This window comes from Bacillus sp. NSP9.1, from assembly GCF_000465465.2.
In the GTDB taxonomy this organism is placed as follows: domain Bacteria; phylum Bacillota; class Bacilli; order Bacillales; family Bacillaceae; genus Bacillus; species Bacillus sonorensis_A.
The window spans coordinates 383,413-399,187 of record NZ_CP048273.1 but is presented as its reverse complement, the minus strand read 5'-3'; the positions used below and the strand labels follow the sequence as shown (position 1 = coordinate 399,187).

At 47.3% G+C, this 15,775-nt stretch carries 18 protein-coding genes; 7 read left to right on the top strand and 11 right to left on the bottom strand.

Annotated features, from left to right (window positions below; genetic code table 11):
• Positions 1-58: 58 nt before the first annotated feature.
• The 4 genes from M654_RS01960 to prpB all read left to right on the top strand — a co-directional run bounded on the left by M654_RS01960 (position 59) and on the right by prpB (position 4,317).
• Complete coding sequence (locus M654_RS01960) at positions 59-730, top strand: GntR family transcriptional regulator (RefSeq protein WP_026589230.1); 672 nt, start codon at positions 59-61, stop codon at positions 728-730.
• Positions 731-798: 68 nt separating this feature from the next.
• Positions 799-1,914, top strand: coding sequence for a citrate synthase (gene mmgD / locus M654_RS01955; protein WP_026589231.1), 1,116 nt, complete (start codon positions 799-801; stop codon positions 1,912-1,914).
• Positions 1,915-1,948: 34 nt separating this feature from the next.
• Positions 1,949-3,388, top strand: coding sequence for a bifunctional 2-methylcitrate dehydratase/aconitate hydratase (locus M654_RS01950; RefSeq protein WP_026589232.1), 1,440 nt, complete (start codon positions 1,949-1,951; stop codon positions 3,386-3,388).
• Between the two features lie 11 nt (positions 3,389-3,399).
• Positions 3,400-4,317, top strand: a complete 918-nt coding sequence (gene prpB / locus M654_RS01945; protein ID WP_026589233.1) for a methylisocitrate lyase — start codon at positions 3,400-3,402, stop codon at positions 4,315-4,317.
• 38 nt (positions 4,318-4,355) lie between these two features.
• Here prpB and M654_RS01940 read toward each other — a convergent pair whose 3' ends face one another.
• From M654_RS01940 to M654_RS01925, 4 genes are all read right to left on the bottom strand, one after another.
• Positions 4,356-5,549 (bottom strand): chromate transporter, encoded by a 1,194-nt coding sequence (locus M654_RS01940; RefSeq protein WP_026589234.1) that lies wholly within the window; start codon positions 5,547-5,549, stop codon positions 4,356-4,358.
• Between the two features lie 19 nt (positions 5,550-5,568).
• On the bottom strand, positions 5,569-5,877 hold the full coding sequence (locus M654_RS01935) for a PadR family transcriptional regulator (RefSeq protein ID WP_026589235.1): 309 nt from the start codon (positions 5,875-5,877) through the stop codon (positions 5,569-5,571).
• Between the two features lie 141 nt (positions 5,878-6,018).
• A complete protein-coding gene (locus M654_RS01930; protein WP_026589236.1) occupies positions 6,019-7,734 on the bottom strand; it encodes an ABC transporter ATP-binding protein in 1,716 nt (571 codons plus the stop codon).
• Between the two features lie 114 nt (positions 7,735-7,848).
• The gene (locus tag M654_RS01925) at positions 7,849-8,508 is read right to left on the bottom strand and encodes a rhamnogalacturonan acetylesterase (RefSeq protein WP_026589237.1); all 660 of its coding nucleotides are present in this window, start codon (positions 8,506-8,508) and stop codon (positions 7,849-7,851) included.
• A gap of 286 nt (positions 8,509-8,794) precedes the next feature.
• Between M654_RS01925 and bslB (M654_RS01920) the strand changes: the two genes are divergently transcribed.
• Complete coding sequence (bslB, locus tag M654_RS01920; protein WP_026589238.1) at positions 8,795-9,400, top strand: biofilm surface layer hydrophobin BslB; 606 nt, start codon at positions 8,795-8,797, stop codon at positions 9,398-9,400.
• 235 nt (positions 9,401-9,635) lie between these two features.
• Entirely contained in the window at positions 9,636-10,109 is a 474-nt protein-coding gene (gene bslB / locus M654_RS01915; protein ID WP_026589239.1) for a biofilm surface layer hydrophobin BslB, read from the top strand.
• A gap of 44 nt (positions 10,110-10,153) precedes the next feature.
• Here the strand turns inward: bslB (M654_RS01915) and M654_RS01910 are convergent, their stop codons facing one another.
• From M654_RS01910 to sigY, 7 genes are all read right to left on the bottom strand, one after another.
• Positions 10,154-11,371, bottom strand: a complete 1,218-nt coding sequence (locus M654_RS01910) for a multidrug effflux MFS transporter (RefSeq protein ID WP_026589240.1) — start codon at positions 11,369-11,371, stop codon at positions 10,154-10,156.
• 104 nt (positions 11,372-11,475) lie between these two features.
• Positions 11,476-12,252: an ABC transporter permease gene (locus M654_RS01905; protein ID WP_026589241.1), complete on the bottom strand. Its 777-nt coding sequence runs from the start codon at positions 12,250-12,252 to the stop codon at positions 11,476-11,478.
• Positions 12,249-13,136: an ABC transporter ATP-binding protein gene (locus M654_RS01900; protein WP_026589242.1), complete on the bottom strand. Its 888-nt coding sequence runs from the start codon at positions 13,134-13,136 to the stop codon at positions 12,249-12,251. Before M654_RS01900 ends, M654_RS01905 begins: the two co-directional genes overlap by 4 nt.
• On the bottom strand, positions 13,136-13,345 hold the full coding sequence (locus M654_RS01895; RefSeq protein WP_026589243.1) for a PLDc N-terminal domain-containing protein: 210 nt from the start codon (positions 13,343-13,345) through the stop codon (positions 13,136-13,138). The genes M654_RS01900 and M654_RS01895 overlap by 1 nt, the downstream gene beginning before the upstream one ends.
• Positions 13,345-13,560: a hypothetical protein gene (locus M654_RS01890; protein ID WP_026589244.1), complete on the bottom strand. Its 216-nt coding sequence runs from the start codon at positions 13,558-13,560 to the stop codon at positions 13,345-13,347. The genes M654_RS01895 and M654_RS01890 overlap by 1 nt, the downstream gene beginning before the upstream one ends.
• Positions 13,561-13,884, bottom strand: a complete 324-nt coding sequence (locus tag M654_RS01885) for a YxlC family protein (RefSeq protein WP_026589245.1) — start codon at positions 13,882-13,884, stop codon at positions 13,561-13,563.
• Positions 13,881-14,414, bottom strand: coding sequence for an RNA polymerase sigma factor SigY (sigY, locus tag M654_RS01880; RefSeq protein ID WP_026589246.1), 534 nt, complete (start codon positions 14,412-14,414; stop codon positions 13,881-13,883). The genes M654_RS01885 and sigY overlap by 4 nt, the downstream gene beginning before the upstream one ends.
• A gap of 151 nt (positions 14,415-14,565) precedes the next feature.
• Between sigY and M654_RS01875 the strand changes: the two genes are divergently transcribed.
• The gene (locus tag M654_RS01875) at positions 14,566-15,774 is read left to right on the top strand and encodes an MFS transporter (RefSeq protein ID WP_026589247.1); all 1,209 of its coding nucleotides are present in this window, start codon (positions 14,566-14,568) and stop codon (positions 15,772-15,774) included.
• The last annotated feature ends 1 nt before the right edge of the window (position 15,775 follow it).

The following is a 15,775-nucleotide window of genomic DNA, read 5'->3' as shown; positions in this document are numbered from 1 at the left end:
CTGTATTATTGTATACAATTATATTTATATTCTGAAAAAGGAGGCGAAAACGTTTTTCATGCACTCTTCAAATCCAGTCAAAAGGCAGTCTGCAAGTGATTACGCTTATAATGAATTAAGAAGCAAAATCATCGAACTCGACTATCCGCCCTCAGAACAGCTCGCCGAGGACAGTCTTGCAAAAGATTTAGAAATCAGCCGCACTCCGCTGCGCCAGGCTCTTTACCGGCTGGAGCTTGAAGGATTGGTCACCAAACAGCCAAACGGCAGGCTTCGTGTTTGTCCAATCTCACTTGAAGAAGCGAAGGAAGTATTTAAGGTCCGCGAAGCACTTGAAGGGCTCCTCACCGCCGAAGCCGCACAGCTTGTGAAAACCGAGCGCCTTCACCAGCTTGAAGACAGAATCGAATTGATGAAGATGGCCGCCGCGAAAGATCGCAAAGCCGATACGGTCAAATACGGATCTGAATTTCATTCCATTTTGCAGGCCATCAGCAAAAATGCAACCGCAAAACGTTTTCTTGAACAGCTTGAAAGCAGGATTGAACGGTACCGGAGAATCAGCGGGTACAAAAACCCCGACTACAAACCGTCCATATCCTTCAATGAACACTTGGAGATTTTCAAAGCCGTGAAAGAAAAAAACGGCTGTTTGGCAGAAGCAGCCATGCGATCTCATATCAGACGAAGCTTACGTTCCATTGAAGAAACGCTCGAACGTTTAGACTAGCCCTCCGAAAAGCCGACGCCAATTTCACATCGCGTTTTTGAACAAAAAAACGAATATGGGGTGGAAAAATGGGCAAACAAGGTGTATTTAAACCTGGATTAGAAGGCGTCATTGCCGGGGAGACCAACATATCCTTTCTGGATACCGAAGCTGAAGAAATCGTCATTAAAGGCTATGATCTCATCGAACTTGCAGAACAAAAAACATACCTCGACCTCGTCTATCTCCTCCTGCAGCATAAGCTGCCTGATCCGATGGAACTGAAAGGAATTGAAAGCGCTTTAAAGAATGTTTATGAACTTCCGAAAGGAATCTATAGCATTCTGTCATCGCTGCCGCAGTCTACTCACCCGATGGATGCACTCAGAACCGGGATTTCGGCTTTATCGGGATACGATCCGGAATTAAATGACCGGTCAAAATCAGCCAATACGGCGAAAGCGCTGCGCCTGATCGCACAGGTGCCGAATATCGTCGCAAACAGCTACCATATCCTTCATCAACAAGAAACCATTCTACCTGACAAAGACTTGTCCTACAGCCAGAACTTTTTATACATGTTGACGGGAAAAACGCCGAACGAACAGGAGACGGCTGTCTTTGATCAAACATTGATGCTCTACAGCGAGCATGAAATGCCGAACTCCACTTTCACCGCCAGAGTCATCGCCTCGACAAACTCAGACATATACGGAGCATTCACAGGTGCCGCCGCCTCACTCAAAGGTCATTTGCACGGCGGGGCCAATGAAGCGGTCATGCATATGCTGCTCGAAGGAGAAACAAAATCGGGCTTTGTGAAGCTGATACAGCACAAATTAGCCAACAAAGAAAAAATCATGGGCTTTGGACACCGCGTATACATGAGAAAAATGGACCCGCGCGCCGCCCTTTTGAAAAAAGCGCTCTTTACGCTGTCTCACAAGACCGGAAGACAGGACTTATTTGAAATGTGTGATGAGGGCGAAAAGCTGATGCGCGAAGAAAAGGGGCTCTATCCGAATCTTGATTACTACGCGGCTCCCGTCTATTATCTGCTCGGCATTCCGATCGATCTCTACACACCGATTTTCTTTGCGGCCCGCTCAGTCGGCTTAAGCGCCCATGTCATTGAACAGCATGCGGAAAACCGCTTGTTCCGTCCGCGTGTTCACTATAAGGGACCGCGCGATCTTCATCCATAATCTTAGAATTCGCCAAGAAAGAAGGGATTGTTACATGAAAACGCAAATGACAGCGACTCAAGGATATGATCAGCTGCTTGAAGAAATTGCAGATTACACGGTCAATACCGCCATTTCCAGTGAAGAGGCGCTTGAGACGGCGCGTTATGTCTTAATGGATACACTCGGCTGCGGTTTGCTGGCGCTGAAGTTTCCCGAATGTACAAAACAACTCGGTCCGATCGTACCGGGCACCGTCGTCCCAAACGGAACACGCGTGCCGGGTACGCAATTCGAACTCGACCCCGTGCAGGGTGCATTCAACATCGGCTGCATGATCCGCTGGCTCGATTATAATGACACATGGCTTGCTGCCGAATGGGGCCATCCTTCAGATAATTTAGGCGCCATTTTGGCCTGCGCCGATTTCGTCAGCAGACAGCGGCTCGCTGCCGGCAAAGAACCGCTCACCATCGCCGACGTGCTGACAGCGATTGTGAAGGCCCATGAGATTCAAGGCGTTCTCGCTCTGAACAACAGCCTGAACAGAAATGGACTTGACCATGTCTTATTTGTCAAAGTCGCTTCGGCAGCTGTGGCATGCTCGCTTTTGGGCGGCACAAAACAGGATGTCATCAACGCCGTTTCACAAGCCTGGGTTGATAACTCAAGTCTGCGGACATATCGGCATGCACCGAACACCGGCTCGCGGAAATCATGGGCCGCCGGGGATGCGACCAGCCGGGGCGTGAGGCTCGCACTCATGACCCTCAAGGGCGAAATGGGCTACAAAACCGCGTTGTCCGCGCCAATGTGGGGATTTCAGGACGTCTTATTCGGCGGAAAAGAATTGACGCTTGCCAGGCCGCTCGATTCCTACGTCATTGAAAATGTTCTCTTTAAAATTGCCTATCCTGCCGAATTCCACGCGCAAACGGCGGCAGAAGCGGCGATTAGGCTTCACAGCGAGGCAAAGGATCGACTTGATGAAATTGATGAAGTGGTCATCACGACTCACGAATCGGCCATCAGAATCATCGACAAAACGGGAGAGTTGCACAATCCCGCAGACCGTGACCATTGCCTTCAGTATATAACAGCCATCGGGCTGATCTACGGCGACATTACAGCTGATCATTATGAGGACGAAACAGCGCAAAATCCAGAGATCGACCGGCTCCGCGAAAAAATGAAGACGGTTGAAAACAAACAATACTCTCTCGATTATCTCGACCCGGAAAAACGATCTATCGCAAATGCCGTGCAAATTTTTTATCAAGACGGCTCACAATCGGAAAAAGTGGCGATCGAGTACCCGATCGGCCATCGGCGCCGCCGCAGTGAAGGCATCCCGCTGTTAAAAGAAAAATTTACGAACAATTTAAAAACCCGTTTTCCCGCCGGACAAGCGGAACGAATCAATGCTTTGCTCAATGATCCGCAAACATTAAAAAAGACATCTGTCCCAGACTTTATGGAACTGTTTGTTATCTAGGAGGTTTTAACATGTGGATTGTTTCAAAACAAGCGAGCCAGAAAGAACTCGCCGAGAGCTTCAGACGGCTCATGGAAGCGCCGGATATTTTGAAAATCCCCGGTGTCCACGACGGAATGGCGGCGATAACCGCTAAAAAAATCGGCTTTCAAGCGCTCTATCTTTCGGGCGCCGCTTATACGGCAAGCCGGGGAATGCCGGATCTCGGGATGATTCACTCAGAGGAGATGGCGGAAAAAGCCCGTGAACTTGTCAGAGCCGCGAACCTCCCGCTTTTGGTCGATATTGACACAGGCTACGGCGGTGTTTTGAATGCGGCGCGAACGGCCGCGGAAATGGCGGAGAACAGAGTCGCGGCCGTTCAAATCGAGGATCAGCAGCTTCCGAAAAAATGCGGACACTTAAACGGAAAAACACTGCTCCCGGCCAGGGACATGATCGCAAAAATCAAAGCGATCAAACAAACCGCTCCATCACTTGTTGTCGTAGCGCGCACGGATGCAAAGGCTGTGGAAGGAACCGAAGCCGCCGTCAAACGCGCCAATCTGTATGCTGAGGCGGGAGCTGACGCAATTTTTCCGGAAGCATTGACAAGCGCGGCCGAGTTTCAAGAAATGGCTTCTGCCATCAAGGCGCCTGTGCTCGCCAACATGACGGAATTCGGAAAAACCCCTTATTTCACGGCGGAGGAATTTCAACTGCTCGGATGCAGCATGGTGATTTATCCGGTCACTTCACTAAGGGCCGCCGCGAAGGCGTATGAGCGGGTCTTCACGGAAATTTACGAAAAAGGCACGCAAAAAGGCGCACTAAAGGATATGCAGACGCGCGAAGAGCTGTATGATGCCATACATTACTATGATTATGAAAAAATGGACGAAAACATCGCCAAGACCATACTGCCCGAGATCGGAAAAGAAAACCGCTAATCCAAACGAAAGGGCTGCCAATCGGCAGCCTTTTTCATTTACACCAATGTCATGAAAGCCCCACCGGCTGCCCCCGCCGCCACAATGATCCAAGGCGGAAGCTTCCAATAAACAAGCAGGCTGAACAATACGGCTGCTAACGCAAAGTCGAGCGGCGTGAGGATCGAACTCGTCCAGATCGGCTGATAGAACGCCGAGATCAAGATGCCTACGACAGCTGCGTTCACACCCATTAATCCCCCTTTTACTTTTGGATTTCGCCGCAGCGCATCCCAGAAAGGCAGCGTTCCCAAAATGAGCAGGAAGGCCGGTAAAAAGATCGCGGCCGTTGCCAGCAGTCCCCCCTGCCAGCCATTCATCACAGCGCCGAGATATGACGCAAACGTAAACAATGGACCCGGAACCGCTTGAGCCGCACCGTACCCGGCTAAAAAGGCTTCTTCGCTTAACCATCCTGTTGGAACAAATTCACGCTCCAACAATGGCAGGACGACATGCCCGCCGCCGAATACGAGAGAACCCGATCTGTAAAAACTGTCAAACATCGCGACCCAGCCTATGGATGTCATGTCCCTTAAAACCGGGAGAAGGACGAGAAGTCCGAAAAATAAGCTTAGACAAACGGCGGCAAACCGGCGGGACACCGGAAATTCCATGACGGAAGCGGCCGTTTCGCTTTGCTCTTTGTAGAAAAGATAGCCTGCAAAAGCGGCCAGTATGATGACGCCAACCTGGGTAAAAGCCGTCTGCCAAAGCAGTGTGGCGACAAGCGCGAATAACGCAATCGCCTTTCGCTTTAAATCAGGCGTCAGTTTTTGCGCCATGCCGAGGATCGCTTGTGCGACCACGGCAACGGCAACGATTTTCAAGCCGTGAATCCAGCCGGCTGTCCCGATGTCAAGTCCCTGAAGGAGCAAGGCAAAGATCACCAATGCGATGACAGACGGGAGCGTAAATCCGATAAACGCCAAGATTCCCCCGAGCACACCGGCGCGCATGACGCCGATGCCGATCCCGACCTGACTGCTGGCCGGACCGGGCAAAAACTGGCATAATGCGACCAGATCGGCGTAGTTTTTTTCGTCCAGCCATCTTCTTTTGCGGACATACTCTGCGTGGAAATATCCCAAGTGGGCAATCGGCCCGCCGAAAGACGTCAGTCCAAGCCTTGTTGAAACGAAAAGAATTTCAATCAGCGTCTTTAATCTTCGATCCGCTTGATGCTTTGTCATTGAATTAAACTCCTTTCGGCTATTCTTTAATTTCCTTAAACAGTTCATATGCTTTCAATCTGGCTTCTTTCAGCACGCCCATGCCTTTTTCCGTGGCGGAATAATACTTTCTGATTTTCCCGTCTACATTTCGTTCTTCTTTGACGAGAAGTCCATCGGACTCCATCGAATGGAGAATCGGATATAATGTGCCCGCACTGATGTTGTATCCGTGTTCTTTTAATTCCTCCAACATCCATAATCCGAAAATCGGTTGTTCACCGGCATGATGCAAAATGTGTATTTGAATAAATCCAAGGAATAGTTTTCGCAGCACTTTATCTTCCAATACAGCACCTCCTTTTATCGATATCCAATATCGAAATCCGATATCGGATTTACATAATTGGAGTGTAACATCTGCTTTCTCCAATTTCAAGCTCATTTGAACGGAAAAAAGCAAGCCTTGCTTTAGGCTTGCCCATTCCTTTTAAGATTGATATTGCACGCGGTGCAGGCTGGCGAAAACCCCGCCTTTTTCAACCAATTCATCGTGTGATCCTTCTTCCGCGATTCCGTCTTCGGTGACGACCACAATCCGGTCGGCATTGCGGATGGTGGCGAGCCTGTGGGCGATGACGAGCGTTGTTCTGTCTTTTGCAAGCTCTGTCAAAGCGTTTTGGATGATTTGCTCCGTCTCTGTATCAAGAGCGGATGTGGCTTCATCCAAAATGAGAATCGGCGGGTTTTTAAGAAACATGCGCGCGATCGCGATCCTCTGTTTTTGACCGCCGGACAGCTTCAGCCCTCTTTCACCGACCTGTGTTTCATAGCCGTCCGGAAGCGACGCTATCAGCTGTTCCAAATGCGCCATTTTGGCGGCTCGTTTGATTTCTTCATCAGTTGCATCCAATTTTCCGTAGGCGATGTTTTCGCGGAGAGTGCCTGTAAATAAAAAGACATCCTGCTGGACAATCCCAATTTGTGAACGAAGCGACCGCTTTGTCATGTCGCGGACATCGATTCCGTCAATCGTAATCGCACCGCCGTCCACATCGTAAAAGCGGGGAATCAGTGAGCTGATCGTCGTTTTGCCCGCTCCAGACGGCCCGACGAAAGCAACCGTCTCACCCGCTGTAATCGAAAGATCGATTCCATTCAGAACAGGCTTGTGCTCTTCATAGCCAAACGTCACATTGCAGAATACAATATTTCCTTCCAATGCGGGAACATCAACAGCATCCGCGCGGTCAACGATCTGCGGCTCGGTATCGATCAGCTCCGTAAAGCGCTTGAAACCGGCCATCCCTTTCGGATAAAGCTCAAGAATCGCGCTGATTTTATCAATCGGTTTAAACAGAACATTGACATACAAAACAAAACCGACAAATTCGCCGTATGACATGTTCCCGGAAAAGCTGAGCCATGCTCCGAACACAAGGACCGCGAGAATCATCAGACGGGTCATCAAAAATGTTCCCGCCGTCGTCAGCGCCATTGTTTTATAGCCTTTCAGCTTGGCCTTGCGGAATTTTTGGTTGTTTTTTAAAAAACGGGAAATCTCAAAACGTTCATTCGTAAACGATTGAACGACGCGAACACCTGACACGCTGTCCTCAACCCTTGCATTGACATCGGCAATCTCACTGTACATCTCTCTCCAGGCCCGGTTCATTCTAATATTTGAATAAGTGATCAATATGATCAAAAGCGGGACAAACAAAATCGCGACGAGCGCGAGCTTTACATTGATCGTCAGCATGATCCAAAACGCTCCCACAAAGGTCATGACCGCGATAAACAGATCTTCCGGTCCGTGATGGGCAAGCTCGCCGATGTCAAACAGATCGTTTGTAATGCGGCTGATAATATGCCCGGTCTTCGTGTTATCAAAATAGCGGAACGATTGGCGCTGCACATGCTGAAACAGATCCTGGCGCATGTCCGTTTCAATATTGATCCCCAGTTTATGCCCGAGATAATTGACAATATACTGAAGACCCGTGCTAAGCAAATAGATCACAAGCAGTCCGATGCTGACCCAGACGATGTCAAACCATTCTCCCCCGGGGATCAGCGTATCGATGAACCATTGGACAACCAAAGGAAACGCCAGCTCTAAAAGAGCGACGATAATCGCACTGCTGAAATCAATAAAAAACAGCCGTTTATGAGGTTTATAGTATGAAAAAAAGCGGCGTATCATAGATGTGCACTCCTTATCTAAACTCTTTACGAAATAGATCGTATCATAGTTTTCGGTGCGAAGTGCAAAAATTTTGAAAAATAATTGAAAATTATTCTCAAGCGGTACACGGCCTCATAAAGGAAGCCCAGCCTCCCGAGCGCCCTGAACGACAAGCTTCGCGATTTCTCCCGCGCCGTATTCAGAGAAGTGTGTGTTGTCACTGACACCGTCTGGATAATTGGGATGCTCCCCAGGTTCAAGCCACAAAAACAGTTTTTTCGAAGCTTCAGGCCCCAATGATTGCAGCAATCGGCCGCTTTTTAAGGCGAGGTCAATAAGCGGTGTCTGAAGCTCTGAAGCAAGCTCTCTCACCGCATCGGGATAGTCGCCGTGCGTATCGGTTAGACAGCCTTGATTGTCAAACGCTCTCCTTGCTACCGGTGTGATCAGCACCGGATTGGCATTTTTCCGCCTTGCCGAATCGACATAGCGGCCGAGATAGACCTTGAATGTTCCAAAGGGATCTGTATGGCGTTCATCCGGTTTTTGATCGTTGTGTCCAAACTGGACAAATAAATAGTCGCCGCCTCTGATTTGCTTCAATATCTTCTCCAGCCTGCCTTCTTCAATAAAGCTTTTTGAACTTCTCCCCGATGCCGCTTCGTTCCGGACCAACAAGCCCGGCTTCACATACTCTCCAATTTTTTGACCCCATCCGGCACGCGGGGTAACAGAAGCATCATAGTCTGATACCGTTGAGTCCCCAGCCAAGAATAATTGAATGTCTTGCATGTTCCATCCCCCTTTTTTCCACACTACAATAAATATACATTTTAATCCATTTTGTTCTTTATACGACTCTTTTTTATAGAAAAACACCCTCAATTGACAGAAAACTATCAATTATTTTAAATTTTTTTTAGAAAATTAACTAAAAATATTTACTTGTATGGTAAATGATGATAGATTAAGTAAACAAGAAAAGGAATTTAGTAGATCGCGATCGTAATTGTACCTTTTCTTGAATATTTTAGGACGTCCTCTAACACTTACATTGCCATTTAGGAGGAACATTCAGATGCGAAAACGGAAATTCATTAGTAAAATCAGTGTTGGTCTATTAACGTCAGCGGCATTAATTTCATTTATTCTTCCTACTTCTGAGGCAAGCGCAAAAGAAGTGAAAACCAGCCACTACAGATGCCCGATTTTTTGCCATCCGCACAAGCCGCATCCTTGGAAGCCTTGTCCGGATCAACCGCAGAAACCTGGCAACCCAGGCAATCCGGACAACCCGCAGCAGCCGGATAATCCGACTCAGCAGCCTGTGCTTGAGGCCAAGACCATTAACAGCAATAAAGAATGGACAACTTCCGATATTGAAATCACATATAAACCGAATACATTTGTCGGTTCAAGCTATGTCGAGTTTCATTTCCCTTACCGCTTTCACGCCAGCACAAGGGATACACTAAATGGTAAAACACTTGATTACACACAAATTTTAGATGATGGGCAGACGGTCAGAGTGCCAGTCTATGCGTTAAGCTCATCTGAATTTAAGCTTGTGATGGTGCGGAAAACGCTTCCGAACGCAGGCACGCACAGAATTACCGCTGAACTAAAGCAAAACGGGAAAAACATTAATCATGCCGAAACAACATTGGAGATTGTTCCTCGTTAAATAGCGGACATCCTTAAGGCAGAGGGAATGAGCCTTTGCCTTAAGGCCGCACATAAACAGGTCTCCCCCTTTCACACTCTTTTCATATTTTTTTGAATATTTTATAAAAAATATTTACTTCATTGGTAATGAATGATAGATTAACATAAGCAGGAAAAGGAATATAGTAGTTTTAAATCTTATTATTTCCTTTTTAACGACTGTTTTCTATTCGTTTTTAGGGAGGAGAATGTTTATGTTTAAACGAAAATTCATCGGTAAATTGTGTGTCGGTCTATTATCCTCAGCAGCACTGTTTTCATTTATTCTTCCGGCACAAAAAGCAAACGCTTCCTTTTTCAGAAGCGCTCCGACACTTCATGTTGAAACGGTTGACAGCAATCAAGAGTGGACAACCTCTGACATCGAAGTCACTTACAGGCCAAACTCGTTCGTCGGCGCCAGCTATGTTGAATTTAACTTCCCTTACCGCTTTCATGCCAATACAAGGGATTCTCTGAACGGGAGAACATTGAGCTATACACAAATTTTAAATGACGGACAGACGGTCAGAGTGCCCGTTTATGCTTTCAGCTCTTCACAGTTTAAGCTGGTGATGGTCCGGAAAACGCTGCCTAACGCAGGTACACACACAATCACCGCTGAGATGCAAAAATTCGGCAGAAACTATCATCACGCTGAAACCACAGTGGAGATCTTCCCTCGTTAAACATCACTATTTAAGCCTGCCGGCAGTTTCGCCGGCAGGCTGTTTTATTTTCCGACCAGCACTTTATAACAGGTCAATGCACCGATATTGCAAACTAAAATAACGGCGGCCATCGGCAAAGCCGTATGACTTCCGGCGATGCCCACAAGCGGCGCAGCCGCCGCTCCCAAAATAAACGGTAAAAGTCCCAAAAGCGCTGATGCGCTCCCTGCTGACTTTCCTTGGCTTTGCATGGCCAATGATCCGCTTGACGTCGTCACGATTCCGATACAGGAAACGACCACAAACAGCGGAATTAAAACGAAAAACAGCGCTGCTTGAAAGAAGACGGTTATGAACAGGACAAGGCTGGCGGTCAAAGATATGCCCAGCCCGCATCTCAACATGGCAGCTTCTCCAAACCGCTCCGCAAGCCGGCCCGTGATTTGGGCAGCGATGATAATGCCTAAACCGTTTAGTGCAAAACAAAAGCTAAAAGCTTGTGCCGATAGCCCGTAAATGTCTTGCAAAACAAACGGAGAAGCAGATATATAGCCGAACATCCCGGCAACGATCAACCCCTGCGCCAAAGCATACCCCATAAAGGAACGCTGACCAAACAGTTTTCCAAATGATGCGAACGTCTCCTTGAAACCGCCCTTCGTCCGATTTTCCGGGGAAAGAGACTCTCGAATTCCAAATATAACGGACAGAATCATGATCATGCCAAAGAGACCGATGATCAAAAAGACGCCGTTCCAAGTTGCAAATTTCATCAGCTGTCCACCCGCAACCGGAGAAATGATAGGCGCAATCCCGTTAACCAACATCAGTAACGAGAAAAACTTCGTCAATTCTGTGCCCGAATATAAGTCCCGGGCTATCGCTCGGGATATCACGATGCCGCCCGCTCCCGCCGCACCTTGAATAAACCGCATGGCGATCAACACCCACACAGATGATGTCAAGGCGCATAAAAATGACGCCGCGGCAAAAACGGCTAATGAAACAATAAGCGGTATTCTTCTGCCCAATACATCACTAAAAGGGCCGATGACAATTTGCCCGAGCGCCAATCCCAATAAACACGATGTTAAACTCAGCTGAACGACGGAAGCATTCGTATGTAAATCAGCCGCCATCTGCGGAAGCCCCGGCAAATACAAGTCGATCACAACCGGTCCGATTCCGGATAAAATGCCCAATATGACAGCAATCCACACTCTGTTCGGCTGCGCTTTCACCCGAGGTGCAATATCTGCCTGGCTGTTTGGTATACTCATTGGATCACTCCTTTCATATTGAAGGCGGAAAACTGATCTTTCAGTGTATTGTATACCTACTTTCATGATCCTGACAATAAAAAAAACCGGGCTAGCTCGGCAGATTAGTAAGCTTCATATCTTTTAAAAACAAATACGGTTGACATAAACAAAAGAAGCACAATAGCTGACGATGAAAAGACCATCCAGTAAAAAGCATCATCCCATGAACCGTGGAGGATAAAATAACTGGCTTGGTTTTGCGCTTTATCCGGCGTCCATTTAGTAAAGCGGGGAAACAGCGAACCCGCCAATGAAAGTGCCGCCGTCACACTGATGCTCGCACCGGCAATCCCTCCGACACGACGGAACAAAGCGCTGAAAAACATTGTCATCGTCATCACAAATAGAATCCATATACTGTATACGAATAAACTGAATAGAAAACGTTCAATCTCAACTTTACTGAATAGAAGATTTGTATAATAAAAGGCTAGACCGTAGCTCACAGCAAATGAAGCCAATGCGAGCAACCCCTGTTGAAGCCATTTGCTGCCAATATAATACAACGGACTGACAGGCCTCGTCATCACTAATGAAAGGGAGCCCTCGTTCCGTTCATTGACAATGCTGCCCATCACACTGAAAACGAAAATCGCAGTACCAACCGTTCCAAACTGGGACAAGGTGCTTGCCATAACCTCCCCCCCACTCGGCCTTGGTATGTCGATGACAGCCCCCTTCGGAAGATTCCCGGCCATGTCGATGATCTCGGGCATATAATACAGGCTGATCGGCTGAATCAAGCCAAGAAGGATCAGAACGGCAGGCATCCAAAGCATCTTTCCGCCCTTCCAACTTTCCTTCCATTCTTTTTGGAATAAAATATAAAATGAATTCATAGCCCCATCACCTTCATATAAATATCTTCCAAAGACTGTGTTTTTTGTTCAAAACGAAGAATGGATACATGTCGATTCAAGCATTCTGCCAGTAAGCGACGGTGATCGGATTGCTCGGTTAAAAAAATTTCAGCCTTTGAAGGCTTTTCATATGCAACCTTGCTGACGTAAGGCAAATGTTCCAGCCATCCTTCAAGGCTTTCTTCAGCGGCCAAAATGCAGGACGGTGTGTGATGCTGATACTTTAATTGGTGAAGCGGGCCTGACCATTTGACAGCCCCTTCTTTCAGCATGATAATTTGATCGCAAACCTCTTCTGCATCATGGAGTACATGAGTTGAGAATAGAATCGTCATCTTCTTTTTTAACTCTTTCATCATGTCGAGCACTTCGCGCCGTCCTGCCGGATCCAGTGCTGCAACAGGTTCATCCAGGATCAATAGCTTTGGCTCGTGTACTAGAGCTTGTGCCAGTCCGAGCCTTTGCTTCATTCCTCCCGAAAAACCGCCGATTTTCCGGCCTTCATCCCTTTCCAGACCGGCATAGCGCAAAGCGTTTCGACTCTTTTTCAATGCCTCACGTCGTTTCAGCCCTGAAAGCCTTGCAGCAAACAGCATATATTCCAGAGCCGTCATCCAGGAGAAAAAAGCGGGATGCTGAGGCAGGTATCCGATTTCCGACCGGTTTATCGATTCCCGGCCTAAAAACTGTATACGCCCGGATGTTGGCGTCAACAGACCAGACAGCATTTGCAATGTCGTTGTTTTACCCGCCCCGTTAGGTCCGAGCAGTGCGGTGCATTGCTGATGCCGGAGGTCAAAGCTGATATTTTGGACGGCTTTGTGCTGTTTATATATTTTCGTTAAATGATTGACGGACAACATCAAATACGCCTCCTGCCGTGTGTTTTTTTACCGATGACAAAGTAAGAGACAGGACCGATAAAACTGATCCCTGCGATGATCAAAACCCACAGCCACTTCGGACCATTTGTTTCCTCCTTTAAGCAACTGACCAATGCGGACAATATTAAAATCAAATACAGCACAATGAAAGGGGCGATCAACGCCCAAGGTATATCTGCTCCAGCCATTAAGGGGTCCTCCTTTTCTTATGAAACGGCCGTACAACAAATAAATAATAGAATAATAAAGGCATCGGAGTTTGAATCAGGCCCCATATTCCCCAAAACCACGCGTTGCTGCCTTTTTTCTTCGCATCAAGAAAAAGAAAAATGCTCTGTGCGAATAACAGCGGTGAGATCAAAAGGAGCACCAGCAGTTTTTCTTGATTCATTTCAAGGTTCATCTACTCAGCCTCCCCATCAGCCGTCCGCCGCCTTTTTTCTAACACGGCGAGCGCCGGAAGCAATACAAGCGCCACTACCTGCGACATCATAAAAACAGCTGGAACTTGAATGAAGATCGTCAAATAAACCGATAAAATCACCAACGCTGCGCCGATAAAACAAAGCAATTCCTTTTGGAGCGCCCGTTTGCGCTCTTTTTTAAATTGGGCCAAACGCTGATCCAGCTCAAATTGATGAGGAACCGAAGGATCAAAGGTATCGTCAATCATTTTCAATTCCCTCTTCAAATGTGTTACCATTTCTTTTTCCTCTTGCTCATTCACCGTTCCCACTCCTTTCGAATTTTCTTTAACCCATGATGCACGCGGGATTTGACAGTACCCTCTTTTATTTTCAGCATTTTTGCCACTTCAGGGTATGAAAACCCGTAGTAATGTCTTAATAGGATTGGCATTCTGAACTCAGGCTCAAGTGCAGCGAACAGCTCCAAGTATTCGCTCCATTCGTGGCCGCGCAAAGAAGATTCCCATTTCATTTTTCGCAAAGCTGCCTCTTCCGCAGCCCGCGTTTTCCGCTTCTCGCTCTTTCTTCGGCGCTGATGGTCGATAAACAGCCGGGAAGCAATTGAAATCAGCCATGTTGAAAATTTTGCGTTTCCCTGAAATTGCTGAAGGCCGAGATACGCTTTCAACATTGTTTCTTGAACCAAATCCTCTGTCAGCTCAGGATGAAGCGTTAATTTCAGCACATATTGATATAAAAAGGGGTAATTGAGCTGAAACAGTTTTGTAAAAGCGGCATCCTCCCCATTTTTTGCTTGTTTAATCAGTTCTTTTTCATCTGCTTGATCCACTAAAATGCCAAACCCCCTTTTCTGTATCTGTATCTAAGACGATCTCCGCCAGCAAACCGTTCAATTCTATCGTAAAAAGATAAAAAATGATCTTGTTCTCGGCCCGTTATTTATGGTGTACTTGAGATTAAAGGGGTGTGAGATAAAGGGAATGGAACTACGGGAAAAAGTTGTTTATGAAGAAAGTCAAATTTTAAAGAAAGACCATGTGATTTTTGGGGGAGCCGTCTTTTGCTTCTGGTTTGCTACATATATTTATGTCCCTGTTTTTGGATTGTATTTAGGGAACATCGGTTTCTCCTATTCAGCGATCGGGATTATTTTGGGAAGCTACGGCATCACACAGATTTTGTTAAGGTTCCCGTTCGGGATTCTGTCGGATGTCCTTGCCCCGCTGAGAAAACAGCTGTTTATCACAGGCTTTGCCATGTCCCTATTGAGCAGTTTGATCTTTTTGTTTTTCGATTCGTTTTTGATGGTGATCACCGCCCGGCTTATGGCAGGGATTACCGCAGCCATGTGGGTGATGGCAACCGTTTTATACGCGCAGTATTTTACAAAAGACCGTTCTGCGAAAGCGATGGGGATTCTGCAGTTTTTGACGGTTTTGCCGCAGTTTGTCAGCATGGCTGTCAGCGGATATCTCGTCCATTTATTCGGCTGGATGTTTCCGTTTTGGATCGGGGTCATCGTTTCATTTATCGGTCTGGTTCTCTCGTTTTTTATTAAAGATCAAGGGGCGCGGGAGCCGGTTAAGGGGATGAGGCTGTCAGACTATGTGAAACAGACTTGGAGACTGCCGCGATTGAAAGCGATTGCAATTCTGTCGTTTTTAGCCCACGCCGTTTTGTTTATGACGGTGTTCGGATTCACGCCCATCTATGCAGAGACGATCGGAATCAATGAAGAACAGCTGATCTGGATCATGTGCGCGTTTTTTATTCCTCAGGCGGGAGCATCTATATGGTGCATCTTCTACAATACGAAGCGCGCGGATGGCCTTATCTTCGTGTCTTATGTGATAACGGCTGTTTTTTTTGGCCTTCTGCCGTTTGCGAAAACGCTTTTCACCGTATGCCTGATACACGCTGTGACCGGACTGACATTAGGATTTATTTTTCCGCTTCTGGTTAGCCAGGTCGTGCAGATCGGCACCCCGAAGCTGAAGATGTCTGTCATGGGCTTTTATCAATCCTTTTATGCGCTCGGTTTTTTTCTCGGCCCGATTGCGGCCGGCAAAGTGGCCGAACAGTTCGGCCTGCGCGAGGTCTTTTGGTTTGCAGGCGCTTTGTCATTAGGGGGGGCAGGAGTGATGCTGGTTTCCAGGCAGTTTATTACCCGTACAAAAAGCAGGCGGTGAT